We start from the raw sequence: 26,860 nt of genomic DNA, 5'->3' as shown, positions 1-26,860 counted from the left end.
TATCTGGAAGTATCAAGCAAAAAATTCAGTATAGCGTTGCGGATCAAAACCAACCAATATTAATTGATTTTTTACCAGAACTGGTCTTTTAATCACTGAGGGGTGGTTTATCATTAGGCGAATGGCTTCATCATCATTACTTAAAGCAATTGTCTGTTCATTGTTACTTAATTTCCGCCATGTTGTACCTTTACGGTTAATTAATGTTTCTTTAGGTACTTGTGTAAGCCAGAACTGGATATCGGTTAATGTTGGCGGTGTTTTCTTAAAATCGATAAATTCAGCGTTAATATGTTGATCAGCCAGCCATTTGCGGGCTTTTTTGACAGTATTACACTGACTGATACCATAAATTTGTATACTCATTGATGAAAGCCTGTTTGCGGAAATAAGCTGTTATTATACCGTTTTGCTTATATTTGCTTAAAGTGTTGGTTTTATGTCGATTGAGCGTTTTAAATTGTTTCTGACCAGTGAAGGTAAACTGCTTGCGTTGCTAATCCGGCATATTGGCAGTATGCTTTAATCAGTATAGATTTTATTTTATAAGGAATACCGGTATGAAAAAAATCAGTGTATTAGCCGTTAGCCTGTTACTGGCTGCCTGCGGAGGCAAGCAAGAGGCGAGTAATCACAATTTTACTGAGGCGATAGATGATTTTGCTAAAAATGATAAGGTTTGTCTGGCGGTTAATCTGATGCTGGATAATGCTCAGGGAGGTATGAATAATACGGTTGCACTTGGTAATAAAGAAATACGTATTGCCAGAAAAAATAGTGATGGTGATAAAGTTAATAAAACTGCTTTAAAGCAAATGGATATTTTAACTGATGCAGACTTGTATGAAAAAGGTAAGGATGCAACTCTGGTTGTTAATGGCGGAAAAGATATACCGCAGGCAGTGTATTACCGTACAAGTAAAGGTGAGGACAATGTGCAAAATACAGCTCAGGGAAGTATGCTGTGCCTAGGAACACAAAAAGTAGATAAAATTGTGCTCTTTACTGAACCTACCCCTGCAAATGGAATGACTATTTCCAAGGTAGTTTATGATGCAAAACTGGTACCTGAGAAATGGGCTGAAAAATTATTGAAAACTACCGATGAAAACTGGTGGAAGTCTATGCAGGAACCTCAACGTCGTGCGGCTGTATTGGTTTTAACGGATAAAGGTTGGAAAGACGAACGGACACTACGTTAGCAATCAGATATTGTTCGGCTTAGGAACATCAGTTTGTTAGCTTTTCAAATTCCATTTTTGATTGCCGTATAGATAAACCTAATTTTGTAGGTAAATTTTTAAAATCATAAAAAACTCCAGAAATAAAATATTATTCTGGAGTTTTTTAATTAATTAGAAGAAAACAATAGTAATTTAATCTTAAACTACAGCTTCCTCTTTCCGTTTTGGCGGCTTAACCAGATTTTGCCGGTTCAGTCCAAACATCAGTAATAACGGACTCGCTACTAATACTGATGAGTAAATACCAAACACAATACCAATTGTTAATGCCATTGCGAAACCATGCAAAGCAGCTCCGCCAAATACCAGCATAGAAATGACCATTGCTTCAGTAGATCCGTGAGTAATAATGGTACGGCTCATGGTTGCGGTAATGGCATTATCTATGATTGCCGGAACACTTTTACCACGCATATGTGGTTTTCGGAAATTTTCACGGATACGGTCAAAGACAACTACTGATTCATTAACTGAGTAGCCGAGCACGGCAAGTACGCCTGCAAGTACGGTAAGAGAAAATTCCCAATGAAAGAGGGCAAAGCAACCCAGAATAATTACTACGTCATGCATATTGGCAATAATAGCAGAAACAGCAAAGCGCCATTCGAAACGCATGGATAAGTAAATAATGATGCCAATCACAACCATGCCTAAAGCCAGTAAGCCGTGAGTAACCAGTTCTTCGCCCACTTGCGGCCCGATGAATTCAACCTGACGTAAACTTACACCTTCCTGATGTTGTTTAAGCAGGTCCATAACTTGATTGGACAATTGTGCTGAAGTCATATTGGCTTTATTGGGCAGACGAATCATGATTTGTTTATTTGTGCCGAGTGCCTGTACTTGTATTTCTCCAAGTTTTAATCCATCCAGTTCTGTACGGATTTTATTTAAATCCGCACCCTGTTTGAATTCCACTTCCATTACAGTACCGCCGGTAAATTCTACAGAAAAGTTCAGCCCGCGAGTAACAAGAAAAAATACAGCCAGAATAAAAGTAATTAATGAAATCGCCGTTGTCAGCTTACCATAGCTCATAAACGGGATATCACGTTTTATTTTGAAGAATTCCATAATTTATTAAGCCTTACTTTTACCAGTGGCAGCTTTATCTGCAATCCAGATGTGGCCGATAGAAAGTGTTTTCAGTTTGCGTTTGCGACCATACCACAAATTAACAAAGGCACGAGAAACCACTACTGACGAATACATAGATGTAATAATACCCAGACAATGTACGACAGCAAATCCGCGAATAGGGCCTGAACCGAAAATCAGTAACGCCAGACCGGCAATCAGTGAAGTGATATTAGAGTCTACAATAGTATGCCAGGCGTGATCGTAACCTGCATTAATTGATATTTGTGGTGTATTACCATGACGTAATTCTTCGCGGATACGTTCATTAATCAATACATTCGAGTCAATCGCCATACCTAGTGTAAGAGCAATTGCCGCTATACCCGGCAGTGTCAGAGTAGCCTGCATGGCAGACAAAATAGCGATCAGGAACAACAGATTGCATGACAGGGCAATTACTGAAAACAGTCCGAACATCCGGTAATAAAGCATCATGAATATGGCTACTACTACAAATCCCCATAAGGTGGAATGAAAGCCTTTGCTAATATTTTCTTTACCCAGAGACGGGCCAATGGTTCGTTCTTCGATAATTTTCATTGGTGCAGCCAGTGAGCCGGCACGCAATAGCAATGCGGTATCATTGGCTTCAGCAATACTCATACTTCCTGAAATAATGGTTTTACCGCCGGGAATAGGTTCATTGATTACCGGTGCGGTAATCACTTCTGCCTTACCCTGATCGATAAGTACCATCGCCATACGTTTACCAACATTATTGCGGGTGAGGTCAGCAAAAATGCTGGCACCTGTACTGTCAAAATTTACGCTTACACCCGGCAATCCCCGGTCGTTAAAGCTGGCCTGAGCATCATTAATATTGTCCCCAGTCAGTTCAACCTGTTTGCTGACCAGTGTAGGTGCTCCGTTACCGGCAGATGGCAGTAGTTCAAATCCATCTGGATTGTGTCCTTGCAGCGCCTGCTGATACAGATTGGGATCATCACTTACCATTCGTACCTGTAAAGTTGCAGTACGGCCAATGATATCTTTAGCTTTAGCAGTATCCTGAACGCCCGGCAGTTGTACGACAATCCTGTTCGGTCCGGCCTGCTGTATAACCGGTTCAGCAACACCCAGCTCATTAACACGGTTATGCAGGGTATTAATGTTCTGGGTCACTGCATCTGTACGAATTCTGGTCAGCGCAGTGTTACTCAGGCTAACTACCAGACGGTCACCATTCTGAGTTAGTGTTGCATCATTAAGATATTTTTTTAATCCGGATATTGCAGTGGAAGCATCGTTTGCAGATTGGAAAGGAACAACCAGTGTCTGTCCGTTTTTAACAATATTGCCGCTGCGGATTTGTAGTTTGCGCAGCTGACGACGGATATCTCCGGCATAGCTGTCAAGTGTTTTATCAACGGCTGAATCCATATCCACCTGCATGGTAAAATGTACACCACCACGCAAATCAAGACCAAGAAACATTGGTTTGGCATGAATTTTTTCCATCCATTCCGGAGTATTGGCCAACAGATTCAGGGCTACTATATAGCCTTCGCCAAATTTAGAAGCAATAGCATCACGTGCTTTAAGCTGAGTTTCAGTATCACTGAAACGCACTTTCAGGCTGCCATCAGTAATGAACATACCCTGATGCTGTATGTGTGCAGCTGCCAGAGCCTGTTTAACTGTATTTTCAGTTTGTTCATCGATAGTAATGGCCTGCCGGTTGGTAGAGATTTGTACTGCCGGTATTTCGCCAAAAAAATTGGGAATGGTGTATAACAGACCCAATACTATTGAGACGATAATAAGCAGATATTTCCATATAGGATAACGATTCATATTTGCTGCCTTGTTGCAGACTGTTGTTCTTCAGTTAATAAAAGAAAGAAAACAAACAAAGGCCGCAACTGAGAAGTTGCGGCAGGATTACTGATTTTATTCTGGTGCCTTACCACTGATGGCATTGCGTTCAAATTCAACTTCTACTTTAGGAGCAATTTCTAAAGTGAAATATTGTTCATTTACTTTAGTGATTTTGCCAACTATTCCAGCCAGAGTAACAACTTTATCGCCTTTTTTCAGTTCGGTTAGCATTTGCTGGTGTTTTTTATGTTTGCTTTGCTGCGGGCGGATAATCAGAAAATAAAAGACAACAAGAATTAATAAAAGTGGGACGAATTGCATAAGGCCACTCTGTGAACCGGCAGTGTTGGCAGCATAAGCAAAATCAATCATGGGGTACTCCGTATGATTAAGGTAAATAACGCTATTAAACCAGTTATTGTAATCGGCAATGATAAATTTATCCAGCTTTGCACTATTATGCTATTAAGATAGAACGTTTAATTAATAATTTTTACTACATTAGATTTAATTCAGCCATTGATGTTATTTTTTCAGCAGTAACAATAAAATGATCCAATAAACGAATATCCAGCAGATTTAAAGCGGCTTTTATTTCTCTGGTAAATTGAATATCGCCATTAGACGGCATAGTAGATTGTCCTGGATGATTATGTGCCAGAATAATTGAGACTGCGTGGTGTTTTAAAGCTGCTGTAGCAACTTCGCGAGTGTAAACCCGTGCTTCATTGATGGTACCGCGAGCCAGTTCAATGGTTTGCATAAGCTCGTTACGCTGGTTCAGAAGTAAAGCCACACAAACTTCCACTTTTTCATGGCCTATATGTAAACGCAGGAAATCAGCCACTACAGCCGGCTGAGTAAAAATAGGGCGGCAATAAATTTTTTCTGCCAGCATGCGTCTGCTTATTTCTCTAATTACTGCAAACTGGGTATAACTGGCAATGCCCATACCGTGATACTGACAAATTTGCTGACAATCTGCTTCAAGCAGTGCGCGCAGACTGCCCAGTTGAGAAATAAGCTCTCTTGCCAGATCTACCGCACTTATACCCCGAGTACCTGTACGCAGCAGGATTGCGAGTAGCTCGGCATCACTTAGCGCTGAGGCGCCCAGATTAAGAAGTTTTTCCCGAGGGCGATCGTTTTGCGGCCAATGCTTGATGCTCATTATTACAATTATGTGAATTAAAGGACATAATCATAATATAGCTATGTAATAAAATAAATTGGTTTGAGAGCATATTCGGATTACTGATTAACTTAAAAACAGTTTAATCCGCCAGGTTAATTAAAGTTCATTTTGTTTTAGTATGGTAGTGCTTATAAGCATCTTTAAAATGAATCTGTACTATCTCACTTGGTTTTTTATCACATAAACTAAAAATAATGATTGCAATTGATGCAAGTATGAATCCAGGGATGAGTGAATACAGATTAAACCAATTAAAATTGATCCACAGCAATACTGTGACAGCACCGGTAATCATACCGGCTAATGCGCCGTTTCGTGTCATACGTGACCAGAATACGGAAAAAATAATAATCGGACCAAATGCAGCCCCAAAACCAGCCCACGCATGGCTCACCAAATCCAGAACGCTGTTATTCGGATTAATTGCCAGTAAAATGGCAATCACAGATACTATAAACACCATTATTCGTCCAATCCAGACCAATTCTTTCTGTTTTGCTTTTGGACGGAAAAATGCACGATAGAAATCTTCTGTCAAAGCGCTTGAGCAGACCAACAGCTGGCAACTTAAGGTACTCATCACAGCAGCCAGAATTGCAGCGAGAATAACACCGGCGATCCATTGATTGAAAAGTAATTTGGATAACTCGATAAAAATCCGTTCATGTTTTCCATTGCTGACCAGATAGCTTAATTCTGGATGGTTAGCAAAATATGCTATTCCGAAAAAACCGACGGTAATGGCACCGGCCAGACACAAAATCATCCATGTCATGCTGATGCGGCGTGCGTTTTTCATTACTTCATGCGAATCAGCAGCCATAAATCTGGCTAAAATATGCGGCTGCCCGAAATAGCCCAACCCCCAGCCTAGCAATGAGATTATGGCGATAAAATCCATATGGGCAAAAAGGTTGGTATAGTCCGGATTCAGATTTTCAATATGAATGAGTGCATCAGAAAAACCACCGGCATTAATGATTACCATTATGGGGGTTAAAATCAGAGCGAACATCATCAGACTTGCCTGAATGGTATCTGTCCAGCAAACCGCTAAAAAACCACCTATAAGCGTATAAAGAATAGTTGCACCAGCTCCTGCCAGCATAGCCCAGCCATAGCTCATGCCAAAAGTGCTTTCAAATAATTTAGCTCCGGCAACAATTCCTGATGCACAATAAATTGTAAAAAAAATCAGAATAATTACTGCTGAAATAATACGCAGTAACGAGCTGTTATCTTCAAATCGATGCGTAAAATAATCGGGTAAAGTTAACGCATTATGGTTGATTTCTGTAAAAACACGCAGACGTCCGGCAATCAATAACCAGTTCAGGTAAGCACCAAGTACTAAGCCAATGGCTATCCAGCTTTGTGAGATACCAAATAAAAATACTGCACCCGGTAATCCCATCAGTAGCCAGCCGCTCATGTCAGAAGCTCCGGCCGAAAGTGCAGTTACTACGCTGCCGATCCGACGTCCGCCCAGAATGTAATCACCAAAATTCTGTGTTGACCGATAGGCAAAAAAACCAATTGCAATCATTCCTAAAATGTACACAGCGAATGTGACAATCATTGGCAAGGACATAGTTTTGAAAAACCCTGTGTATAAAAATTGAAATAAATATGGATTGATTTAAAACATTTAAATATTCCGCCAAAAATTAGCCGAAGACAAAAATTCATTCCATTTTTTTCGATGTATGTTAAAGATTAAATAGTGTAATGTAATAATTGACCATGCAAGAGAATATCAAGGCAAAACCGGATTTAACCTGCACGAATTGACGGAGTATATAATAATTGCCAGACAAAGTAATTATTATAATTTGTTTTTGGAAGCAATTACTATTTGCCAAAACATTTGATTTTATCGTTCAGTTATCAGTGTAGACTCTTTTGAATTTGAATCAGTAAATTGCCATATTTTTTAATCTGCTAATCATTATGATTAAAACCATTATAATGCTTCAATTGTTTATAATTATAGATATTACTATTTTTATTTAATGGTTTTAGCTTCAAAAATTTAACTAAATTATACGCTGTTAAAGGGTAAAATTTATGGCTTGGTTCTTGTGTTCTAACTTAAGTGAAGATTTAGATAAAATTGAGAACTGGATACAATTGGTTAATTTTATTGAATCTTTATTTGCTAATAGTTACTGGATACTATATTTGAATTTAATGCAAGTCTTGCTGGAAAGGTTTCATGGTAAAGCAGAAAACTCAGTTTCAATGTCGCAGTTGTGGTGGAAGCTCACCTAAATGGCAGGGGCGTTGTCCTCATTGTGGCGAATGGAATACTCTGGAAGAAACAACAGTTTTATCTGCACCTTCTTCTGGCAGCCGTTTTCAATCATGGGCATCAAGTGAATCGGCGGTACAGTTACTGGCAGAAGTCAGTGCGGTTGAAATACAGAGAACGCCAACAGGAATGGGTGAGCTGGACAGAGTACTTGGAGGTGGTTTAGTAGACGGAGCTGTTATTTTGCTAGGCGGAGATCCGGGTATTGGTAAATCTACATTATTGCTGCAAACAATAGCCTTGATGGCCGAACAGGAATCCGTATTGTATGTTTCCGGAGAAGAGTCAGCTCAGCAGGTTGCTTTACGTGCACAGCGTCTTGGTGTACATGCAGACAAAGTTCATTTACTGGCAGAAATACGTGTAGAGGCAATTAGTGCAGTTATTGCACGCCAAAAACCCAGAGTGGTAGTAATCGATTCTATTCAGACCATGTATTCTGATGGTATTACTTCAGCACCCGGTTCTGTATCACAGGTTAGGGAATGTGCAGCCCAATTAACCCGCCTGGCAAAACAACAGGGTATCAGCATGTTGCTGGTTGGTCATGTAACCAAAGATGGCGCGATTGCCGGTCCCCGGGTGCTGGAGCATATGGTGGATACGGTATTGTATTTTGAAGGGGAAACTCATTCAAATTATCGTATGATTCGTGCTATTAAAAACCGTTTTGGTGCCGCTAATGAGTTAGGTGTTTTTGCAATGACAGAAAAAGGGCTGAAGGGGGTTTCCAATCCTTCAGCATTGTTTTTATCCAGTTATCGCGATGATGTTCCCGGCTCATGCGTTCTCGTTACTCAGGAAGGTTCGCGCCCCTTACTGGTAGAAATTCAGGCACTTGTTGATGATGCTCATGGTTTTGCTCCAAAACGATTAACTGTAGGGCTGGCTCAGGAGCGTCTGGCCATGTTGCTGGCTGTGCTGAACCGTCATGCAGGTATCGCTTGTTATGATCAGGACGTGTTTCTTAATGCTGTAGGTGGTGTGAAAATTACCGAACCGGCAGCAGATCTGGCAGTGATTCTGGCCATGCTTTCAAGCTATCGTAATCGACCATTACCGGAAAAGCTGATTGTATTCGGAGAAGTCGGGTTATCAGGTGAAATTCGTCCAGTTCCTCGTGGACAGGAACGTTTGCGAGAGGCAGAAAAACTTGGATTTACTCATGCCATAGTACCTGCAGCTAATTGTCCCAAACGAACGGCAGATTTTCCGAGGCTGACTATTATCGGGGTAAATTCGGTACAGGAAGGTGTAGATGCTACACGACGTGATTAATTTTATATTTGCCTTTAGCTAATTAAAAGAATAGGCTTTACTTTTGTAGGTGCTTTCGTACCGTCTAAGAAAAATTAAGGAGATAAAATATGTCACAGCCAATTAAACTAATTGCAATCATGGATCTGAAAGCAAATGCCTGGATAAATATTGATGCTGCCGTTGAGCAATGTGTGGAATTGTCACGTAAAGAAAAAGGAAATGTGTTTTACACCGTTAATAAAGATTTAGATAAGGCTGATCGAATTATATTTATTGAATGCTGGGCTGATGATGCAGCAATTAATGAGCATGGTAATACTGTACATTTTCAAAACCTGATTAAAACAGTAGAACCATACTTGAAAGAACCAATGCAATTAATAAAATTAAGTGAAATTACTGCTTTTTAATTTTACTAAATATATTATCTCTGGTTCTCACAGACTATACAGGCTGAATTTTCAGTTTTGATAAACTAATTTTGGCCGGATAAATTGCTATTTCCAGACAGTAATTAATTTCAAATCTGGATTTAATTTTTGGTGACACAAGATGAAAACCGTTTATATCAAAGAACAAAAAGTTGCTTTAGGTAATATTTTTTGTATTGGAAGAAATTACACAGAGCATATTAAAGAATTACATAATGTAAAACCTGAAGAACCCGTGGTATTTATGAAGCCAACTTCTTCTCTGGCTCTGGAGTCTGATGATATTCAATTACCATCCTATAGCTCTGATGTACATCATGAATGTGAGTTGGTTATCTATATGGCAGAAGATGCTTTCGATGTTCAGGAAAATGAGGCGTTAGATTATGTCGGTGGCTATGCTATTGGTCTGGATTTAACTGCGCGAGATGTACAGGCAGAGTTAAAGAGTAAAGGTTTGCCATGGGAAAAAGCCAAAGGGTTTCCTACAGCAGCCTGTTTATCGCACTTTATTCCACCAGCTGAAATTGATGATATCCAGCAACAGGAATTTTTTTTAAAGGTAAATGGAAAGATACGCCAGCAGGGTTATACAAAAGATATGATGTTTACGTGCCGGCAAATTATCAGTTATCTGTCCAGGGTTTATGGTTTGCAGGCTGGTGATATTATTTACACCGGTACACCTGCCGGAGTTGCAGCGATTCAATCCGGTGATGAACTGGAATTAATCTGGCCGGATAAAATCAAAGCTACATTCCGAGTAGCTTAAGCTAGCTTTAGTTGAGCTGATTTTGCATTATTCAGGCGCAATTTTTCATTGCGCCTGAATGCTTTAAGTAAATGATTTTTTAAAATCAACAGATAAATTTCTTGATAATATTGCTATACCGTAGTGTCTAACAGTAACCGCACCCTTTATAATAACTTAATTTGAAAATTGAAATCTTTTTATGCCAAGCAAACCGTTGTCGCTCAGACTACCCTTTTGGTTAGTACTTTATTTTATCTTGTGGACGGTATTACCTTTTATGCTTTCCTCAAGTTATCCCTTAGATGTTCCTGAGGGTATTTACTGGGGACGTGAATGGCAATGGGGATATTATAAGCATCCGCCATTTTCAAGCTGGGTACTCTATTCTTTTTATTATATTTTTGGTCATATTGGTCCGTATATTTTAAGTCAATGTACGATAGCATTGAGTTTATGGCTGGCTTATTTGTTCGGCCGGCAACTGATGAGCAAAAGCCGGGCTTTTATCGGTGCATTGTTTTTGCTGGCAATATTTTATTACACATGGCCTTCTCTTGAATTCAATCACAATATAGCGCAAATGCCCGTATGGCTGGGTTTAGTCTATATCTTTTATCTGGCTATTCGAGAAAATCGCTGGAAGTACTGGTTATTGTTTGGTTTGCTGGCTGGTATTGGCATGCTGGTAAAATATACCGTTGCCTTACTGCTATTAACTATGGTGTTATATTCATTGTGTACAACGAACCGACGGTTATGGCTGACACCAAGGCCGTGGCTGGCAATTCTGCTTGCTCTGATTGTGTTTGCTCCGAATATATACTGGCTGATAGAGCATAACTGGCTACCACTGACTTATGCCTCAGCACGCTCAGCTGAAGATGCAAACCGTAACGGGCATCTGGCGGCTCTTGGCTATTTCGGCACTCAGCTACTTAATCATTTACCTATTTTATTTATTTTGCTGTTTACCCGTACACGATTGAGTTTACGCCCGTCTGTTCAAGTATTGCGTCAGGGTGACTGGTATTTTCTTTTATGGATGGGATTAGTTCCTACGCTGATACTTGTATTTGCCGGACTGATTTATGGACTAGGATTACGTGATATGTGGGGTATGCCGATGTGGGGCTTATCCGGACTCATAATCGTGTCTCTGATTCCCGAACCGGTATTTATATCTAAAGATAAATCTTTGCTGAAAGGTATAGCAGTCTGGGCGCTTATTGTCACCATATTGATGGCTGTTTATGTAGGATTCGGAGCCAGAATCCGTCATAAACCTTCTCGGATGGACTGGCCTCAGACTGCACTGGCCAAACAGGCTGATGATCAATGGCAGGAGTTGTCTTCTTGTAAGCTTGATAGTGTGACTGGTTCAGACTGGGTAGTATTGCTGGTAGCTTCCTATTCAAAATTTGCTCCATCGGTCATGGTTTCCGGTAATTCCGCTTATTCTCCGTGGATGAGCAATAGTCGTTTACAGCAGCAAGGTACGCTGGCATTATGGCCTGCTGATGAACATCCTCAGACACTATGGTTAGAACCTTTAGCCCATCATTCTGAGCTGGTTGTAAAACAAGGTGAGTGGATAGTTCGATGGAATAAATTACCCGATCGAGAGCCTCTTAAGGTAGTCTGGCAGGCATACATACCGAAAAAATGTTTAAAACAACAATGATTTTTTATATTTATATAAAATTAAAAATGATTAATAATACATTTGGATTATCTCAGTTTGCTTTTAGGCTGAGAGGTAAATGATATGGATAAAGTTAGCACTGGTTTAAGTATTATTCTGCCGGTATATAATGATGCAGCAGCTATAAATCGCTTTTTGCCTGAACTGTTTGATTTTACCAGTCGGCAGCAACAGAACTGTGAAATTATTTTAGTAGATGATGGTAGTAAAGATCATCTGACCACATTATTTGAAACGTTTCGACAGCAATTACCAAGTAATACAGCATTGAGGCTGATACAATTTTCGCGTAATTTTGGTAAGGAAGCTGCACTTACGGCCGGATTAGCGCAATCTCAGGGTGAACTGGTTACCATGATGGATGCTGACGGACAGCATCCGGTTTCAGTACTGGAACAAATGCTTGAATTAATTCAGACCAATAATGTGGATGTGGTGGCTGCCGTACAGGCTTCACGTGAACATGAAGGCTTAATAACCCGGATATTGAAAAATGGCTTTTACCATTTTATGCAGGATACTCACCGGTATGAGCTGACACCTAATGCCGGTGATTTCAGACTGATGAAACGTCGTGTTGTAGAAGCTTTACTCAAGTTACCTGAGCGGCAACGGTTTATGAAAGGGTTGTATGCATGGGTAGGATTTTCTACCATTTATATACCTTTTCAGGCCTCTGAACGGCAGGCAGGCAAGAGTAAATTTAATTATTTCAGCCTGTTTGAGCTGGCTTTAATAGGTATTACTTCGTTTTCTCAGCGTCCATTACGCTGGATTTCCAGAATGGGAATGATTATTTCATTCCTGTCGATTGTCTATGGATTGTATATCGTTGCTGATACGTTGTTTTTTGGTAAAGATCTTGCTGGCTGGCCGACGCTGGCAGCCGGAATTATGTTTTCTGCCGGGATACAGCTCGTTTGTCTTGGTGTAATTGGCGAATATATCGGTCGGATTTATGAAGAAGTAAAACAGCGACCGCTTTATCTGGTAGACAAAGTGTGGGACAGTCGCGAAAAATAATGAAATCTGTATCTGCACAGGGCATATGGTTTACTCTGGTAGGAGGAGCAGCCGCTGCTATGCATTTTTTATGTTTGGTGGTGTTAGTCCGATATGCTCACTTTTTACCTGTTTTGGCCAATCCTCTGGCTTTTCTTTGTGCTTTTGTTATCAGTTTTAGCGGTCATTATTACCTTACATTCAGTCTGACGCGACATACATGGTTTCAGGCTCTCTGGCGCTGGTTATTCAGCTCTATAACCGGTTTTATGATAAACCAGATTTTATTTATGGCAGGTATACACTGGTTTGGAAATCAGGCCTATTGGTGGGTATGGTTTATTGTTACGCTGATAGTGACAGTTTTATCTTTTATACTGGGTAAATTCTGGGCATTTAATGAAAAGGCACACAATGAAACCAGTAATGATTAATGTAGATGATCTGGGTTTATCTGCAGCTGTAAATGAAGCTGTACTTCGTCTGTCTGAGATGGGACGCATACAGGCAAGCAGCTTTATGAGTCTGGGCGCCATTGCTTCAGATGAAGTTGCAGAATTGAAAAAGCAGCATACTGATATTGGTTTGCATCTGGATTTCACCGGATTTGCCGGGCTGGGTACGCTGAAACAGGTACTAGTTAAATCTTACCTGCATGCATGGCCGGAAAAAGTTTTGCAGGATATTATTAATCGCCAGCTGGATGCTTTTGAAGATAAAATTGGTGACATACCTGTTTTTATCGATGGCCATCAGCATGTACATCAGTTCCCGCAGATACGTTCTGTGCTACTAAATATAATATTGCAGCGTTATGGAAATATAATAGCATTACGCAGCACAAAAACTTCTCAGAAAGATATTAAGGCAAAATTAATTCATACCCTTGGCGGTCATGCTCTCGACAGCGCTTTAGATGCGGCAAATATTACGCACAATCAGTTCTTTGCAGGTATCTATAACTTTAATGCCGATTTAAAAAATTTACAGCATAAATGGAACAACTGGCTTGGCATGTTTGCTGAACATCCATTGTTGATTATGTGCCATCCGGCAGTACCTTCAGAGCACTGGAATGATGAAATTAAAAATGCGCGTGAATATGAATGGCAATGGTTACAAAGTGAAGCATTTGCGCAATGCTGGCAGCAACACCATTGTTATGGTGTTAACTGGCATAATTTTAAACAATAGCTTTATTTTATACGCTAAAAAAAGTAATACATAATAATGAACTTAATCACCAAGATTTACAGTATACTTGCATTTTTTAGCCGTAGTCATTAGAAAATCAGTCAGCAAGTTTACGATTTATCAAGTACACTATCTGTATTGCATTACATCTGGATCATTGGAAATCAGATCGCAGCGAGTATTTAAGGATCGTTATGATCATATTTGAAAATATAAAAAAAACTTACATCAAAAATAAACAGCAGGTTCATGCCCTGAATGATATTAACCTTACAGTTGATACAGGTGATATCTATGGACTGATCGGGTGGAGTGGCGCAGGTAAAAGCAGTTTAATTCGTCTGGTTAACCAGCTGGAAAAACCAACATCCGGTACGGTTACCGTAGACGGAGTAGATTTAAACAAACTGGATGCCAAAGCTCAGCGTGAGCATAAGAAAAAAATCGGCATGATTTTTCAGCATTTTAATTTACTGGAATCTAAAACAGTTGCCCAGAATATTGCAATTCCATTAGTTTTACAGGGATTAAAACGTGATGAAATTGACCGCAGAGTTGATGCAATGTTGTCATATGTTGATCTGGCTGGTAAAAAGCAAAGTTATCCCAGCCAGTTATCCGGTGGTCAAAAACAGCGTGTCGGGATTGCCCGTGCTCTGATTACAGAACCAACAATATTATTATGTGATGAGGCTACTTCCGCATTAGACCCTCAGACTACTTTATCTATTCTGAAACTATTAAAACAAATTAACAGCGAACGCAATATCACTATTTTACTGGTTACTCATGAAATGGAAGTGATTAGCTCCATTTGTAATAAAGTAGCGGTGATGGAAAAGGGGCAGGTAATTGAGAAAGGAACTGTACTTGATATTTTTTCCGCCCCTCAGCAAGAGACAACGAAAAAATTTGTCAGCACAGTAATCAATGCAAAAATACCCGAAGCAGTGTTAGATAGTCTGGTTGAACAGGAAAATATATTCAGGTTGGAATTTTTAGGTAATTCAGCCAGAGAACCAGTGGTTAATGAGCTTATTTTAAAACAACTGGTGGAAATTAACATACTTTTTGCCAATATGCGCGAAATAGGCGGAGTAGTGCTGGGAAGTATGTTTATCCAGATGAATGGTATTGAGACAGATGTAGAAAAAGCGTTGGCATTTTTGCAGGACAGAGGCGTTCGAGTGGAAAGAGGTGGTGTATGAATCAGTGGTTAGATACCTCATTAACTGCTGACCAGTTTGGTACGGCAATATTGCAAACTTTTAATATGGTCAGTATCTCATTTGTTCTGGGAACTATACTGGGAACGGCCTTAGGTGTACTGTTATTGCTTACCCGTCAGGGAGGCGTATGGCCAAAGCCGATACTATATAATTTACTCAATATAATTATTAATATTATTCGCTCATTACCTTTTATCATTTTGCTGATTTGTGTGTTACCGATAGCCAGTCTTGCTATCCATACATCTATTGGTACCAAGGCAATGATCATACCGTTGATTATTTTTGTTTCGCCTTATATTGCCCGGTTAATTGAAAATTCCTTATTAAGCGTACCGGCAGGTATTATCGAAGCAGCTCAATCAATGGGCGCAACCAATTTTCAGATTATTCGCTATTTTATTTTACCTGAAGCTATGCCCTCTATTTTGCTGGCCTTAACCACAGCTCTTATCGGATTAATTGATGCTACAGCTATGTCTGGTACAGTTGGTGGCGGAGGCATCGGTGATTTAGCTGTTAATTACGGATATCAGCGATTTGATTATGTAATTATGATTGTTACAGTTGTCGTTCTGGTATTAATTGTTCAAATTATTCAGACTCTGGGTAACTGGCTCGCAGCTAAGGCCAAAAAAAATTAACTTTCTATTTATTAAAAACGGCTTATTTTAAGCCGTTTTTGATTTCTGCATATATATAAATTTCTTATCTTTGGTTATAAGCAGTCAGTCTTTTAATATTCATATGCAATGATTAGACTACCCAGCTATATTATATTTTTTCCATAAGCCAATTAATCTTTAATTCACATAAATAAAACGTACTTGCTGTTATGTGAATTAAAAATATGAAATTGACTATCATCGGAGCCAATAGCATGAAGTTTTTTAAGCAAATTATTATTTTAATTACTGCCTGTCTGGTGCTGGGAGCCTGTCATCAGGATAAAACCAGTAATAAACAGATTATTGTCGGCACTTCACCCGGCCCCTATAGCCAGCTTTTTCTTGATGCAGTAAAACCTATTCTGGAAAAACAGGGATATCAAATTAAACAAATTGATTTTTCTGATTTAATGCAGGCTGATATCGCTTTACAACAAGGTAGTATTGACGTAAATGTTGATCAGCATACTGCCTATATGGATGCATTTAATCAGAATAAAAAAGCCAATCTGATTGCTTTAACTCATATTCCTACTGTGCCAACAGCAATTTATTCTAAACGCCATACAAACTTGCAGGCAATAAAAAAGGGAAGTGCTATTGCAGTACCAAACGATCCGGCAAATGCTGCACGAGCCTATCGTCTGCTGGCAAAAGCTGGCTGGATTACCCTTAAGCCTTCAACCAATCCGGGCATGATCTCTAAAAATGATATCAAGACAAATCCTTATGAATTGAATATCACTGAGCTGGATCCGGGTAATATTCCGCGTACTTTATCAGATTTTGATTATTCAGTTATACCGGGAAGCAGGGCATACGCAGCCAAAATTAACCCCGATCTTGCCCTGTTACAGGAAGATATTATTCCTTCATTTGAGTTAGTTGTAGCGGTAAGAGCCGATAATGCACCAAAAGCCTGGGCACAGGCTGTGAAATCAGCTTATAGCTCAGCAGAATTCAAACAGTATATGCAAACACACAATACTAAAAATTACTGGTATGTGCCGAAAGAAAATAACTGAAACAGATGCACAGTTATGAAAAAACTGCCTTTAGATAAAAGGCAGTTTTAATTATGTGCAGTTAATTATAGCTTATGCTGCAAAGCGTTTTTCTACTTCATTCCAGTTAACAATTTCCCAGAAATTACTTAAGTAATTCGGACGGCTGTTGCGATAGTCAATATAATATGCATGTTCCCAGACATCGCATGTCAGCAAAGGAGTGTTGTCAGTGGTCAGTGGTGTGGCTGCATTACTTGTAGAAACCAGATCAAGATTACCGTCCGGTGTTTTTACCAGCCAGGCCCAGCCTGAACCGAAAGTACCTGCAGCTACTTTGTCGAACGCTTCTTTGAATGCATTAAAATTGCCCCATTTCGCATTGATAGCGTTAGCCAGAGCACCATTTTCAGTTAATGCCGCACCTTTAGGTGTAAAGCCAAACCAGTAAAATGTATGATTCCAGGTTTGAGCTGCATTATTAAATAACCCGCCCGAAGATTTTCTGACAATTTCTTCCAAAGGCATATTCTCAAACTCTGTTCCCTTAATTTGGTTATTCATATTGGTGATATAGGTCTGATGATGTTTGCCATAATGATATTCCAATGTTTCTTTTGAAATATGTGGTGCCAGCGCATCAAGGGAGTATGGTAGTACTGGTAATTTATGTTCCATGGTTGAGATTCCTTCTGATAGAGTGAGTATTGCGTATTTTGCAGTGAGCTCAATGTAGAGTTATATAAGATATATTTGCAAATATATAGAACATTTAACTCACTTTAAACCATTATATGGTTCGTTAATATTGTAATACACAGCTCTTATTACCCGCAAATAAGCAGTCACTTAATGGTAAAATTAAAAAAGTTGTTAAAAAAGTCAGAAGACATGGAAGAAAACGATATCAGTGCAGAAGAAACAAATCAGTTAGCTATGCCGCCGCATTCGATGGAAGCAGAACAGTCGGTTTTAGGCGGGCTGATGCTCGAAAACAGTGCATGGGACAGAATTGCAGATTTAATTGATGAAGACGACTTCTATCGTCATGAGCATCGCCTTATATTCAGAGCAATTAAAGCATTAGTAGAGCTCTCACGTCCGGCAGATGTGATAACAGTACAGGAAGAGCTGCAAAAGAGAGAAGAGCTTGAACCGGCCGGTGGTCTGGAATATTTAATAACACTGGCACAAAACACCCCTTCAGCAGCAAATATACGGCGTTATGGAGAAATCGTTCGTGAACGTTCCATAATGCGCCAGCTGGCTCAAGTAGGAACGCAAATTGCCCGTTCAGCTTATAGTCCTCAGGGAAAAGATGCAGCACAAATGCTGGATGAAGCTGAAAACAGCGTTTTTCAGATTGCTGAATCAACTGCACGATCAAAACAGGGTTTCCTGACAATGCCGGTACTGCTAAAAGAAGTCGTAGCACGAATTGACTACTTATATTCGCGTGATAACAAAAACGATGTAACTGGTGTTTCAACCGGTTTTATTGATCTTGATAAAAAGACATCAGGCCTGCAACCGGGAGATCTGATTATTGTTGCAGGTCGTCCGTCTATGGGTAAAACGGCTTTTTCACTAAATATTGCAGAGCATGTTGCTATTGCAGAAAAATTACCGGTAGCTGTTTTTTCAATGGAAATGGGCGGTGCTCAATTGGTATTGCGAATGCTTGGTTCAGTAGGCCGTGTCGATCAGAGTGTTCTGAAAACCGGACAATTGCAGGATGAGCATTGGGGTAAACTCAATGATGCAGTAGTCAAGCTCACAGAAGCCCCAATGTTTATTGATGAAACTCCCGGATTAACAGCATTGGAAGTGCGTGCCCGCGCTCGCAGACTGGCACGTCAGCAAGGCGGTAAACTGGGATTAATTGTACTGGATTATCTGCAATTAATGTCTGGTTCTGGCCGCTCAGATAATCGGGCTTCTGAGCTGGGTGAGATTTCACGATCTTTAAAATCATTGGCTAAAGAACTTCAGGTTCCCATAATTGCTTTGTCACAACTATCCCGTACGGTGGAGCAACGTACCGATAAACGACCTATGATGTCAGATTTACGTGAATCCGGAGCTATCGAACAGGATGCTGATCTTATTATGTTTATGTATCGTGATGAGTACTATCATCCAGACAGTCAGTTTAAAGGATTGGCAGAATGTATTATTGGTAAACACCGTAATGGTCCGACCGGAAAAGTTCATCTTACCTTTCAGGGGCAGTTTACTAAATTTGATAATGCGGCCATGCCTGATGGTTATTTTGATGAATAAAAGTCACTTATTTACTATATTAGTAGTCTAAATCATATATTTTGATGTAAAATTAATTTAAAATAAGTGTATATTTAACTTGTGTCCGGCTTATTAGAATTAAGGTTAGAAAATGGCTTCATCTAAACCAACAAATGCTGGTTTTACTTTAATTGAACTATTAATTGTCATTGCTATTACTGCCATACTGGCTGCAATAGCATTACCGGCTATGAACAGATTGGTGGCATCACACAGAACAAATAACCGAGCAGATCAGATGCTTGCAATGTTTCAGTTTGCAAGAGCTGAAGCTATTCGTACCAATAAACCTGTATTAATCTGTCCTACTGTAATCAGAAATGGTACAGGTACAACTAATGGATGCAGTAAATTTGAGGATTATTCGGATGGTACCGGATGGGAAGGCTTTCTTGCATTTAATGATAACGATTTAGATGGAACATTTACAACAAGCACTGATACACCAGTGCGAACTGTTGCGATAAATCAGAACACGGATAAAATCAAAGTAAAACTTAACTGGGGAGTATGTAAAAATAATACAAATAATTGTACCGATACAATTACAGATTCAGATATGCTGGCATTTATGCCAAATGGACAATTCGGTCTAGGTTATGGTGCTGATTCTACTAAATGGACAATAGGGACTTCCAATGTAGCTATAGAAATATTTGATGCCGATTACAAAGATATTAAACGTCGCATTGTTATATCACCTAGCGGCAGACCTGTATCATGTTATGGTAATTCTAAAAATGGTTCTGTTTCTGCTTCTACACTTTGTATTGCAAGCCTAAAATAGAGTATATCAAGGAATTATATGGATAAGTATATGTACCGGTATATTTCAGTCAGGATATTATATTCATCAAATAGATTTCAGCGTCAGAATGGATCTACAATCATTGAAGCTATTGTGGCCATGTTTGTCTTGTCATTTGGTGTACTTGCATTAATGCTGGCTCAGATCACTGCAGTTCATACATCTGTAAATGCAGCGAATCAAGGAGAGGTAACCAGAGCAGTACAAAATTACATTGAACTGATGAATTCTCAACCAAAAATTTCTTTAGAAGTAACAGAAGATGCAGCAAAAAATAAGATATTTACTTTGAAAAAGGATTTTTCAGATTTTAATAATAAAAATTGTTCAACTCTCCTCAATATTAATTTAACAAATGCTAAGGTAAACAGCTGTGTAATTACAGATGGTCAGATTACTGTAACCTGGTGGGGGCAGATTCTTGATAAGGATGATGATAACAATGATGATAACAATTTAAAGGATAAAAATCTATTTTCGTATTCCCTGACTGCAGGTCAGTCATGAACACAACAGACAAAAATACAAAGATTGATCCAATAATGAAAATAGTTAAAATCACTAATTTAAAACAAATTCCACGCCGGCAGCAAGGATTCAGTCTGGTCGAACTGATGGTGGCATCTGCAATCAGCATAATTGTTTTATTGGCTGCCAGCTCTACATTTTTAACAACGTATAAATTAAAAGAACAAGTTAAAACACGTATTAGTTATGAACAAGATGTGCGTAATGCAGCAAATGTAATTCGTAGCGATATGCGGCAGTTGGCTGATTTTAGTTGTATGAATCCCCCATCGACATCCCAATTAAACTCTATATTCGAAAATGCATTTAGTGTGAAAAATAAACAGTTTTTATCAACTGATTTACCAACCGCATCTTCTAGTATTGCTGTAAAACCAGTAACAGGCAGTAAGCCTTTAGTGTTAACTTATGTAAGTGATAAATTAGTCAATAGTATTTTGTCTTCGAAATGTCAAACTAATATAGATGATGAAGACATAAGTGGTGCGGTTTATATAGTTGGAACTACAAATTTGGATCCAGATCCGGGATTTTATCGAATAAATTATTCTAATAAAACATTTAGCGCCCCACAACTGGTAGTAAGAAATGTCACTGCTGTAAATTATCATTTTGATTATGATAATCATACTGCAAATGATTGCCCCAGTGCTGCCAGTGCTGCCGGCAGCAAACTCCCTCCGCCTTTGAAAGCCAATGTAACACGTACAACTGATCTTAATTTCAAGTATGAAAAGCCACCTGTTTTAATTGGAGTAACCCTGACAGTAAGACCTAATGGAACAAATGATAATACAACTATCAATTATGAAATTAATGCCTCTGTACGACAAGGTGAAGTTTGTGTAAGTAGCAAAATTTAATTTTATAGACCAATTACTCTGGAAATCTTTGCAGACATGAAAATTAAAAATAAAACCTTACAATCCAGTCAGTCTGGTTTTGCATTATTTTTAGTGCTGATTATGATGATAGTTATTGCTTTTCTTGTAGTAGTAACTATGCAAAGTACATCGATGGATACGCGAACCAGTGCTAATGATAGCGATCATCAGCTTGCATTTCAAAACGCACAGCTTGGTTTGGCTGATGCTGAAAAGAAAATTAGTGAGTGGCCTGGTTTAAAGACAGCACAGCAATTTAACTGTGATTGTAAAGCAGGATTATGTGCAGCAAAAGGAATAGATCCCGCAAAAGTAAACAGCAAAATAGCTAAAGTTGAATCCTGTACTGATTTAAAAGATGTTTGGAAACGATCTGGAGTATTTACAGATATAAAAGATAGTGATCCATCATTCAAATATCCAGATAAGCAAAATGAGAAGGCAGAGTACCGTTATGTAATTGAATATTTAGGGCCTGATACTAAAGCAGGAGTAGGGTATTATATATTCCGAATTACTGCAAAAGGCTGGGGACAAAATGCTTCAACTTCAAGTATTATTGAAGAAACTATTCAAGCCGCTTTATATGATTATTAATATAAAGATTTATATCTGGAAAAATGCATGAAAAAATATCAAAATGGTTTCTCTTTGATTGAGCTAATGGTGGTAATTGCAATTATGGGGATTTTGACTGCCTTAGCTGTACCGGTTTATAGTAGCTATATTGAGAAAGCAGATTTAACAGATGCTACTACTACACTAGCCAATATCAATCAAGATATAGCACAAACAAAACTAAAACTATTTAATAGAAATTTACTAAAAGATGATCTCGATTCATCAATTAAGAATCAATTGACCAAAAATGGTAATGTAGACAAAAAATATGAAATTGGAGTTACATGTAGTACAACTGATGATTGCACAAAATTTCGTTTATATGCAGAACCTAAAAATGGTGTCCATTTAAAAAAATCAGTTTGGATGAGTAATGACTCAAGTACTTACATTTGTAATACAAAATCTGTAAAAAGTATTACAGATCCATCTCAAAATTCTTTGTGTAGCAGGCAATAAGCATTTTTTATCGTATTACTATACTTTATTTTATGATGGTATTAAGTAAAATCTGAATTCATGTAATTGATTTATTCAAAATAATATTTAATTCAAATAGTTATCTATCAAGTACTAATTTTATAGTTTTAACGCAAACAATTATTAATCCAGTTTTGTCTTTGCTGCTGATTTAAAACTTGCAAAAACTCATATTGTACTTTTAATTCATCTATATCTTGTTGTATACGAGGCATATAATAGTTCAACACATAGCGTTTTGCTTCAGTTTCATCAAATTTTGGTTTCATCAGAATCTGTGTTAATTGCTCACTTTTACGTTTATTGTTTGCGGTATGCTGCAAATTAGTGTCCTGATTTCGTTTGTACTGCATTCTGATAAGCCTAAGCCTTGTTTTTTGCATTTGAGTTAATTCAAGCTTGCGTAAGTCACAATTAATCTGACCCGAGGCAAAAGTAGAAAAAGTAAATGTTAATAAGACAAAACCGGCACAATAGCGGGTCATTTTTTGCCAGTATGAAAATATCATTTTGTTCTCCCTTTGATTTCTATCAGTTATTATGAGTATACTTCAATAGCAGTCAAACACATATAATGGTAGTAAACTTGCGTAAATAATATAATTTATTATAGATAATGTTTTAATATGAATAAGTTAACGAAACCGGATTTTTATATTGCTCCTAGTATTTTATCAGCAGATCTTGCCTGTTTGGGCAATGAAATTACTTCCGTAATTAACAGTGGAGCAGACTGGATTCACTTTGATGTTATGGATAATCATTATGTGCCAAATCTTACGTTTGGTCCTATGGTTTGTCAGGCAATAAAACCATATGCTTCTGTTCCCATTGATGTACATTTAATGGTAGAACCAGTTGATGAAATGATTAATGCTTTTGCAAAAGCCGGTGCGGATATTATTACTTTTCATCCCGAAGCAAGTAAGCATGTAGATAGAGGCTTAAATCTAATAAAGACAGCTGGATGTCAGGCAGGGGTGGTATTAAATCCGGCTTCTCCAATAAGCTTATTGGAAGAAGTATTAGATAAAGTAGATGTCATATTACTGATGTCGGTTAATCCAGGTTTTGGTGGACAGAATTTTATTCCATCCACACTGAAAAAAATTCGTAAGGTTAGGGCAATAATTGATGAATATGCCTATGAAAGTAAAAGATTTATCCGATTAGAAGTAGACGGTGGAATCAAAATTGATAATATTGCTCAGATAGCAGCAGCAGGAGCTGACACATTTGTTGCAGGTTCTGCAATTTTTGGTCATAACGATTATTTTAAACAGATTTCTGCTATGCGTGCACAATTAGCTGAAATAAAATAAATTAGTTATTTAGCATTTAATTAATATGTTACTATTTTGATATATTCTGTCATAAAAATAAAGTTTTTATTGTTAATTTTTAAAAAGGTAGCCTGATAAATTTCAGACTACCTTTTATTATTAATCCTGATATTTCAAATAGAGTATTCCATTAATGAGCTTCATCCCAATTATGCCCATATCCGACATCAGCAATTAATGGAACTTTTAATTTAGCCACATTTGCCATTAATTGAGGCAAATGTGTTTGTACAGATGACAACTCATATTCAGGTACCTGTAATACAAGCTCATCATGTACCTGCATAATCAATCTGGTTTGCATTTTTTCCTGATTAAGCCATTTATATACAGCAATCATGGCTCGTTTAATTAAATCAGATGCCGTCCCTTGCATCGGTGCATTTATCGCAGCTCTGAATGCTCCGGCGCGTTCGTTAGCATTTGTACTTTTTAAACCAGGCAGATAAAGACGACGCCCGAATAAGGTTTCTACATACCCATGCTGTAATGCTTGTTCTTTAGCTTTTTCCATATATTCGTGTACACCCGGATATCTGTTAAAGTAACGTGATATAAAGTGTTGCGCAGCCTGCAATTCAATTCCTAATGATTTGGCCAGACCATATTCGCTCATACCATAGATTAAACCAAAGTTAATGGTTTTAGCATAACGACGTTGTTCTGCAGTTATTTGTTCCTGATTTGTCGAAAAAATTTCTGCTGCGGTACGCTTATGAATGTCCTCATCATGCTGAAAGGCATCAATTAAGGTAGAATCATTAGAAAGATGAGCCATAATCCTTAGCTCAATCTGTGAGTAATCCGCAGAAACAATTAACTGGTCGGGGGGGGCAATAAAACTTTTACGAATACGCCGTCCTTCTTCAGTACGTACCGGAATATTCTGTAAATTTGGATTATTACTGGCCAGACGACCTGTAATAGCGACAGCCTGAGCATAGGTAGTATGTACACGACCGGTATTCGGATTAATTAGTTGCGGTAATTTATCAGTATAAGTGGATTTTAATTTAGCCAGACTACGTGTTTGTAAAATAAGCTTGGGTAGGGGATAATCTACTGCAAGCTTTTCCAGCACGGTTTCATTGGTAGAAGTACCTCCGGATGAAGTTTTTTTCAGGCCGGAAGTAGGGATTCCCATTTTTTCAAATAGAATAGACTGAAGCTGTTTGGGTGAGTTTAAATTAAAAGGCTGTCCTGCCAGTTGATATGCCTGTTCTTCGAGTCGAACCAATTCAGTACCAAGCTCATGGCTTTGCTGAGCCAGTTCCTGACGATCTATTAGCACTCCGGTGCGCTCCATGTTATAAAGTATGTTCTCTACAGGGATTTCGAGATTACGATACAACTCAAGTTGCGCTGTATCCATCTGTTTTCTTAGTAAAATTTCAAGGCGAAAACAAACATCCGCATCTTCTGCTGCGTAATTAACGGCATCTTCAAGCGCGACATCAGCAAAACTGATTTGTTTTGCTCCTTTGCCACATAAATCTTCATAATGAATAGTTTGCCAGTTCAGATGACGAAGTGCCAATTCATCAAGACCATGGCCTAAATGGCTTTCAATTATATAAGAAGCCAGCATTGAGTCACCGGTAATTCCCTGTAAATTAATCTTATAGTTAGCCAGAACATGTTGATCATATTTAATATTTTGACCAATTTTTTCGGGTATATCTGCTTCCAGATAAGGTTTCAGGGTAGCAAGCACAGTTTCAATAGGTAATTGCTCACTAATTACTGCCGGGCTGTGTCCGACAGGTATATAAAATGCTATTCCTGGCTCTAGAGCAATACTGATACCGACAAGATGCGCATTCATCGCATCCAGGCTATCTGTTTCTGTATCCAGAGCAATAACTTTAGCGTTGTCTAATTGTTGTTGTAATTTATTTAATTGTTCAATTGTGGTAATAGCTGAATAGTTTTTGGGTATATTTCTGATTTGTTCAGTTTCTGCTGTATTTTCTATAATTTTAGTATCAGTACTATCATCATCGGTTTCAATATCACTAAACAGATCATTAGCAGGCTGAGAAGTTTCATTCGTATTCTTGTGACAATGATTTTGTGCTTCTTTTAACCAGCTTTTGAAACCAAGTTGCTTGAATTGTGAAATTAATTCTGCCCATTTCGGAGTTTTTCGCTGTAAATCTTCAATTCCATGCGGTAGCTCATGATGTAAATCTACATCAGTTTTAATAGTAATTAATTGATAGGACAGGGGCAATTTTGATGATGCAATTCTGAGATTTTCACCAACTTTACCTTTAATTTCATTAGCATGTTCAATAATATTTTGTAATGAACCATATTCCTGCAGCCATTTAACCGCTGTTTTAGGACCACATTTTTCCACACCGGGTACATTATCGACTTTATCACCAATCAGACTAAGATAGTCTATTATCTGGTGCGGTTTTACGCCAAATTTATTAATTACACCTTCTATATCAAGCTTTTCATTGTTCATGGTATTGACAAGCGTAATTTGGCTGTTAACCAGCTGAGCCATGTCTTTATCACCAGTAGAAATAATAACCTGATAACCGGCTTGTTCTGCTGAATGAGCTAAGGTACCAATTACATCATCTGCCTCAACACCTTTGACAGATAAGACCGGCCAGCCCATTAATTTCACTAATTCTGGTAAAGCTTCAGCTTGTGGTCTAAGTTCTTCCGGCATCGGCGGACGATTAGCTTTATATTCAGGATAAAGCTGATGGCGAAAATTTTCGCCTTTAGCATCAAATATACAACAAGCATAATCATGTGGTGTATCTAAGCGTAAACGCCGTAACATATTTAGTACACCATATAATGCACCTGTGGGCATACCTGTTGGACTGGTTAATGGCGCAAGAGCATGAAATGCCCGATATAAATAAGATGAACCGTCTACCAGTAATAGTTTTTTTTGCATAATTATTCCAGAAA

The 26,860-nt window shown here is 38.4% G+C and carries 27 protein-coding genes; 18 read left to right on the top strand and 9 right to left on the bottom strand.

Going from position 1 to position 26,860, the window contains the following annotated elements; genetic code table 11:
* Nucleotides 1-12 precede the first annotated feature (12 nt).
* Nucleotides 13-366 carry a Spx/MgsR family RNA polymerase-binding regulatory protein gene (locus tag H3U73_RS04240; RefSeq protein ID WP_037393418.1) on the bottom strand — a complete coding sequence of 118 codons (354 nt, stop codon included), beginning with the start codon at nucleotides 364-366 and terminating at the stop codon, nucleotides 13-15.
* 194 nt (nucleotides 367-560) lie between these two features.
* On the opposite strand from H3U73_RS04240, the gene H3U73_RS04235 reads away from it, so the two are divergent.
* Nucleotides 561-1,202 carry a hypothetical protein gene (locus tag H3U73_RS04235; protein ID WP_084551884.1) on the top strand — a complete coding sequence of 214 codons (642 nt, stop codon included), beginning with the start codon at nucleotides 561-563 and terminating at the stop codon, nucleotides 1,200-1,202.
* A gap of 180 nt (nucleotides 1,203-1,382) precedes the next feature.
* Here the strand turns inward: H3U73_RS04235 and secF are convergent, their stop codons facing one another.
* The 5 genes from secF to putP form a co-directional block, all read right to left on the bottom strand.
* On the bottom strand, nucleotides 1,383-2,318 hold the full coding sequence (secF, locus tag H3U73_RS04230; protein WP_084551885.1) for a protein translocase subunit SecF: 936 nt from the start codon (nucleotides 2,316-2,318) through the stop codon (nucleotides 1,383-1,385).
* Nucleotides 2,319-2,324: 6 nt separating this feature from the next.
* Entirely contained in the window at nucleotides 2,325-4,178 is a 1,854-nt protein-coding gene (secD, locus tag H3U73_RS04225) for a protein translocase subunit SecD (RefSeq protein WP_084551886.1), read from the bottom strand.
* A 96-nt stretch (nucleotides 4,179-4,274) separates the two neighbouring features.
* Complete coding sequence (gene yajC, locus H3U73_RS04220; RefSeq protein ID WP_025330657.1) at nucleotides 4,275-4,574, bottom strand: preprotein translocase subunit YajC; 300 nt, start codon at nucleotides 4,572-4,574, stop codon at nucleotides 4,275-4,277.
* A gap of 124 nt (nucleotides 4,575-4,698) precedes the next feature.
* Nucleotides 4,699-5,373, bottom strand: a complete 675-nt coding sequence (gene radC, locus H3U73_RS04215) for a DNA repair protein RadC (RefSeq protein WP_084551887.1) — start codon at nucleotides 5,371-5,373, stop codon at nucleotides 4,699-4,701.
* Nucleotides 5,374-5,500: 127 nt separating this feature from the next.
* The gene (putP, locus tag H3U73_RS04210; RefSeq protein WP_198190101.1) at nucleotides 5,501-6,988 is read right to left on the bottom strand and encodes a sodium/proline symporter PutP; all 1,488 of its coding nucleotides are present in this window, start codon (nucleotides 6,986-6,988) and stop codon (nucleotides 5,501-5,503) included.
* A 624-nt stretch (nucleotides 6,989-7,612) separates the two neighbouring features.
* Between putP and radA the strand changes: the two genes are divergently transcribed.
* The 10 genes from radA to H3U73_RS04160 all read left to right on the top strand — a co-directional run bounded on the left by radA (nucleotide 7,613) and on the right by H3U73_RS04160 (nucleotide 16,973).
* On the top strand, nucleotides 7,613-8,986 hold the full coding sequence (radA, locus tag H3U73_RS04205) for a DNA repair protein RadA (protein WP_025330660.1): 1,374 nt from the start codon (nucleotides 7,613-7,615) through the stop codon (nucleotides 8,984-8,986).
* An 89-nt stretch (nucleotides 8,987-9,075) separates the two neighbouring features.
* Nucleotides 9,076-9,378, top strand: coding sequence for a putative quinol monooxygenase (locus H3U73_RS04200; protein ID WP_084551889.1), 303 nt, complete (start codon nucleotides 9,076-9,078; stop codon nucleotides 9,376-9,378).
* A gap of 142 nt (nucleotides 9,379-9,520) precedes the next feature.
* A complete protein-coding gene (locus H3U73_RS04195; protein WP_198190100.1) occupies nucleotides 9,521-10,171 on the top strand; it encodes a fumarylacetoacetate hydrolase family protein in 651 nt (216 codons plus the stop codon).
* 259 nt (nucleotides 10,172-10,430) lie between these two features.
* Nucleotides 10,431-11,834, top strand: coding sequence for a glycosyltransferase family 39 protein (locus H3U73_RS04190; protein ID WP_172397115.1), 1,404 nt, complete (start codon nucleotides 10,431-10,433; stop codon nucleotides 11,832-11,834).
* Between the two features lie 84 nt (nucleotides 11,835-11,918).
* On the top strand, nucleotides 11,919-12,878 hold the full coding sequence (locus H3U73_RS04185; protein WP_110414200.1) for a glycosyltransferase family 2 protein: 960 nt from the start codon (nucleotides 11,919-11,921) through the stop codon (nucleotides 12,876-12,878).
* On the top strand, nucleotides 12,878-13,291 hold the full coding sequence (locus H3U73_RS04180; RefSeq protein WP_084551893.1) for a GtrA family protein: 414 nt from the start codon (nucleotides 12,878-12,880) through the stop codon (nucleotides 13,289-13,291). The genes H3U73_RS04185 and H3U73_RS04180 overlap by 1 nt, the downstream gene beginning before the upstream one ends.
* On the top strand, nucleotides 13,272-14,051 hold the full coding sequence (locus tag H3U73_RS04175; protein WP_172397415.1) for a ChbG/HpnK family deacetylase: 780 nt from the start codon (nucleotides 13,272-13,274) through the stop codon (nucleotides 14,049-14,051). Before H3U73_RS04180 ends, H3U73_RS04175 begins: the two co-directional genes overlap by 20 nt.
* Before the next feature lie 194 nt (nucleotides 14,052-14,245).
* Entirely contained in the window at nucleotides 14,246-15,259 is a 1,014-nt protein-coding gene (locus H3U73_RS04170; RefSeq protein WP_084551895.1) for a methionine ABC transporter ATP-binding protein, read from the top strand.
* Entirely contained in the window at nucleotides 15,256-15,924 is a 669-nt protein-coding gene (locus tag H3U73_RS04165; protein ID WP_198190099.1) for a methionine ABC transporter permease, read from the top strand. Before H3U73_RS04170 ends, H3U73_RS04165 begins: the two co-directional genes overlap by 4 nt.
* Nucleotides 15,925-16,160: 236 nt before the next feature.
* Nucleotides 16,161-16,973, top strand: a complete 813-nt coding sequence (locus H3U73_RS04160) for a MetQ/NlpA family ABC transporter substrate-binding protein (RefSeq protein WP_025330669.1) — start codon at nucleotides 16,161-16,163, stop codon at nucleotides 16,971-16,973.
* Nucleotides 16,974-17,045: 72 nt separating this feature from the next.
* Here the strand turns inward: H3U73_RS04160 and H3U73_RS04155 are convergent, their stop codons facing one another.
* Nucleotides 17,046-17,630 carry a superoxide dismutase gene (locus H3U73_RS04155; RefSeq protein WP_025330670.1) on the bottom strand — a complete coding sequence of 195 codons (585 nt, stop codon included), beginning with the start codon at nucleotides 17,628-17,630 and terminating at the stop codon, nucleotides 17,046-17,048.
* A 213-nt stretch (nucleotides 17,631-17,843) separates the two neighbouring features.
* On the opposite strand from H3U73_RS04155, the gene dnaB reads away from it, so the two are divergent.
* From dnaB to H3U73_RS04125, 6 genes are all read left to right on the top strand, one after another.
* Nucleotides 17,844-19,235, top strand: a complete 1,392-nt coding sequence (dnaB, locus tag H3U73_RS04150; protein ID WP_198190341.1) for a replicative DNA helicase — start codon at nucleotides 17,844-17,846, stop codon at nucleotides 19,233-19,235.
* Nucleotides 19,236-19,347: 112 nt separating this feature from the next.
* A complete protein-coding gene (locus tag H3U73_RS10645) occupies nucleotides 19,348-20,043 on the top strand; it encodes a GspH/FimT family pseudopilin (protein ID WP_304944971.1) in 696 nt (231 codons plus the stop codon).
* Between the two features lie 18 nt (nucleotides 20,044-20,061).
* Nucleotides 20,062-20,571, top strand: a complete 510-nt coding sequence (locus H3U73_RS04140) for a hypothetical protein (protein WP_084551899.1) — start codon at nucleotides 20,062-20,064, stop codon at nucleotides 20,569-20,571.
* Nucleotides 20,568-21,455 carry a PilW family protein gene (locus tag H3U73_RS04135; protein WP_084551900.1) on the top strand — a complete coding sequence of 296 codons (888 nt, stop codon included), beginning with the start codon at nucleotides 20,568-20,570 and terminating at the stop codon, nucleotides 21,453-21,455. Before H3U73_RS04140 ends, H3U73_RS04135 begins: the two co-directional genes overlap by 4 nt.
* Before the next feature lie 36 nt (nucleotides 21,456-21,491).
* Complete coding sequence (locus tag H3U73_RS04130) at nucleotides 21,492-22,073, top strand: PilX N-terminal domain-containing pilus assembly protein (protein ID WP_084551901.1); 582 nt, start codon at nucleotides 21,492-21,494, stop codon at nucleotides 22,071-22,073.
* 27 nt (nucleotides 22,074-22,100) lie between these two features.
* Entirely contained in the window at nucleotides 22,101-22,556 is a 456-nt protein-coding gene (locus H3U73_RS04125; RefSeq protein WP_084551902.1) for a type IV pilin protein, read from the top strand.
* A gap of 128 nt (nucleotides 22,557-22,684) precedes the next feature.
* On the opposite strand, the gene H3U73_RS04120 is transcribed toward H3U73_RS04125, so the two are convergent.
* On the bottom strand, nucleotides 22,685-23,086 hold the full coding sequence (locus tag H3U73_RS04120; protein WP_084551903.1) for a Spy/CpxP family protein refolding chaperone: 402 nt from the start codon (nucleotides 23,084-23,086) through the stop codon (nucleotides 22,685-22,687).
* A gap of 117 nt (nucleotides 23,087-23,203) precedes the next feature.
* Here H3U73_RS04120 and rpe point away from each other — a divergent pair, with 117 nt between their 5' ends.
* Nucleotides 23,204-23,899 carry a ribulose-phosphate 3-epimerase gene (gene rpe / locus H3U73_RS04115; RefSeq protein ID WP_198190098.1) on the top strand — a complete coding sequence of 232 codons (696 nt, stop codon included), beginning with the start codon at nucleotides 23,204-23,206 and terminating at the stop codon, nucleotides 23,897-23,899.
* Nucleotides 23,900-24,050: 151 nt separating this feature from the next.
* Here rpe and polA read toward each other — a convergent pair whose 3' ends face one another.
* On the bottom strand, nucleotides 24,051-26,846 hold the full coding sequence (gene polA, locus H3U73_RS04110) for a DNA polymerase I (RefSeq protein ID WP_198190097.1): 2,796 nt from the start codon (nucleotides 26,844-26,846) through the stop codon (nucleotides 24,051-24,053).
* Nucleotides 26,847-26,860: the final 14 nt, after the last annotated feature.

The organism is Snodgrassella sp. W8124 (assembly GCF_016100875.1).
GTDB classification, from domain to species: domain Bacteria; phylum Pseudomonadota; class Gammaproteobacteria; order Burkholderiales; family Neisseriaceae; genus Snodgrassella; species Snodgrassella alvi.
Note: the sequence above shows the minus strand (reverse complement) of the source record. Positions and strands in the feature narration are given on the sequence as shown.

Bases quoted from the DNA above. Each gene is read 5' to 3' on its own strand.
- H3U73_RS04240 (WP_037393418.1), bottom strand. From the start codon at position 366: ATGAGTATACAAATTTATGGTATCAGTCAGTGTAATACTGTCAAAAAA.
- H3U73_RS04235 (WP_084551884.1), top strand. From the start codon at position 561: ATGAAAAAAATCAGTGTATTAGCCGTTAGCCTGTTACTGGCTGCCTGC.
- secF (WP_084551885.1), bottom strand. From the start codon at position 2,318: ATGGAATTCTTCAAAATAAAACGTGATATCCCGTTTATGAGCTATGGT.
- secD (WP_084551886.1), bottom strand. From the start codon at position 4,178: ATGAATCGTTATCCTATATGGAAATATCTGCTTATTATCGTCTCAATA.
- yajC (WP_025330657.1), bottom strand. From the start codon at position 4,574: ATGATTGATTTTGCTTATGCTGCCAACACTGCCGGTTCACAGAGTGGC.
- radC (WP_084551887.1), bottom strand. From the start codon at position 5,373: ATGAGCATCAAGCATTGGCCGCAAAACGATCGCCCTCGGGAAAAACTT.
- putP (WP_198190101.1), bottom strand. From the start codon at position 6,988: ATGTCCTTGCCAATGATTGTCACATTCGCTGTGTACATTTTAGGAATG.
- radA (WP_025330660.1), top strand. From the start codon at position 7,613: ATGGTAAAGCAGAAAACTCAGTTTCAATGTCGCAGTTGTGGTGGAAGC.
- H3U73_RS04200 (WP_084551889.1), top strand. From the start codon at position 9,076: ATGTCACAGCCAATTAAACTAATTGCAATCATGGATCTGAAAGCAAAT.
- H3U73_RS04195 (WP_198190100.1), top strand. From the start codon at position 9,521: ATGAAAACCGTTTATATCAAAGAACAAAAAGTTGCTTTAGGTAATATT.
- H3U73_RS04190 (WP_172397115.1), top strand. From the start codon at position 10,431: ATGCTTTCCTCAAGTTATCCCTTAGATGTTCCTGAGGGTATTTACTGG.
- H3U73_RS04185 (WP_110414200.1), top strand. From the start codon at position 11,919: ATGGATAAAGTTAGCACTGGTTTAAGTATTATTCTGCCGGTATATAAT.
- H3U73_RS04180 (WP_084551893.1), top strand. From the start codon at position 12,878: ATGAAATCTGTATCTGCACAGGGCATATGGTTTACTCTGGTAGGAGGA.
- H3U73_RS04175 (WP_172397415.1), top strand. From the start codon at position 13,272: ATGAAACCAGTAATGATTAATGTAGATGATCTGGGTTTATCTGCAGCT.
- H3U73_RS04170 (WP_084551895.1), top strand. From the start codon at position 14,246: ATGATCATATTTGAAAATATAAAAAAAACTTACATCAAAAATAAACAG.
- H3U73_RS04165 (WP_198190099.1), top strand. From the start codon at position 15,256: ATGAATCAGTGGTTAGATACCTCATTAACTGCTGACCAGTTTGGTACG.
- H3U73_RS04160 (WP_025330669.1), top strand. From the start codon at position 16,161: ATGAAGTTTTTTAAGCAAATTATTATTTTAATTACTGCCTGTCTGGTG.
- H3U73_RS04155 (WP_025330670.1), bottom strand. From the start codon at position 17,630: ATGGAACATAAATTACCAGTACTACCATACTCCCTTGATGCGCTGGCA.
- dnaB (WP_198190341.1), top strand. From the start codon at position 17,844: ATGGAAGAAAACGATATCAGTGCAGAAGAAACAAATCAGTTAGCTATG.
- H3U73_RS10645 (WP_304944971.1), top strand. From the start codon at position 19,348: ATGGCTTCATCTAAACCAACAAATGCTGGTTTTACTTTAATTGAACTA.
- H3U73_RS04140 (WP_084551899.1), top strand. From the start codon at position 20,062: ATGGATAAGTATATGTACCGGTATATTTCAGTCAGGATATTATATTCA.
- H3U73_RS04135 (WP_084551900.1), top strand. From the start codon at position 20,568: ATGAACACAACAGACAAAAATACAAAGATTGATCCAATAATGAAAATA.
- H3U73_RS04130 (WP_084551901.1), top strand. From the start codon at position 21,492: ATGAAAATTAAAAATAAAACCTTACAATCCAGTCAGTCTGGTTTTGCA.
- H3U73_RS04125 (WP_084551902.1), top strand. From the start codon at position 22,101: ATGAAAAAATATCAAAATGGTTTCTCTTTGATTGAGCTAATGGTGGTA.
- H3U73_RS04120 (WP_084551903.1), bottom strand. From the start codon at position 23,086: ATGATATTTTCATACTGGCAAAAAATGACCCGCTATTGTGCCGGTTTT.
- rpe (WP_198190098.1), top strand. From the start codon at position 23,204: ATGAATAAGTTAACGAAACCGGATTTTTATATTGCTCCTAGTATTTTA.
- polA (WP_198190097.1), bottom strand. From the start codon at position 26,846: ATGCAAAAAAAACTATTACTGGTAGACGGTTCATCTTATTTATATCGG.